The sequence below is a fragment of the Arthrobacter sp. H14 genome, assembly GCF_000520495.1.
Taxonomy (GTDB): domain Bacteria; phylum Actinomycetota; class Actinomycetes; order Actinomycetales; family Micrococcaceae; genus Arthrobacter_C.
Genome location: NZ_AZRX01000529.1, coordinates 1 through 646, shown reverse-complemented (window position 1 = coordinate 646; position 646 = coordinate 1). Strand labels below are relative to the sequence as shown.

Sequence of the window (646 nt, the reverse complement as noted above, 5' to 3'; positions counted from 1 at the left end):
AGGAGTTGGACGGGTTCCGGCAGGAGAAGTCCGCTGCCCCGCATGGATTGTCCTCGTATCCGCACCCGCGGTCGATGCCGCATTTTTGGGAGTTCCCGACGGTGTCGATGGGGATCGGGCCGATGAACGCGATTTATCAGGCGCAGTCGAACCGGTACCTCCAGAACCGCGGGTTCAAAGACACCAGTGAGCAGCATGTGTGGGCGTTCCTCGGCGATGGGGAGATGGACGAGCCTGAATCGCGTGGGCTGTTGCAGTTAGCGGCGAATGAGAACCTGGACAACCTCACCTTTGTGGTGAACTGCAACCTGCAGCGCCTGGACGGGCCTGTCCGGGGTAACGGGAAGATCATGCAGGAGTTGGAGGCGTTCTTCCGCGGTGCCGGCTGGAATGTGATCAAGGTCGTCTGGGGCCGGGAGTGGGACGAGTTGCTGGGCAAGGACGCCGATGGTGCCCTGGTGGAGATCATGAACTCGACCCCGGATGGGGATTATCAGACCTATAAGGCCGAGTCCGGCGGGTTTGTGCGCGAGCACTTCTTCGGGAAGACTCCGCAGACCAAGGAAATGGTCGCGGATATGGATGATGAGCAGGTCTGGGGTCTCAAGCGCGGCGGCCATGACTACCGCAAGGTTTACGCCGCGTA

1 protein-coding gene is annotated in these 646 nt (G+C 61.0%); it reads left to right on the top strand.

Annotation, left to right across the window (positions count from 1 at the left end):
- Positions 1–646: thiamine pyrophosphate-binding protein (locus tag Y707_RS22835; protein WP_503487600.1), on the top strand; the 646-nt coding region annotated here is incomplete at both ends.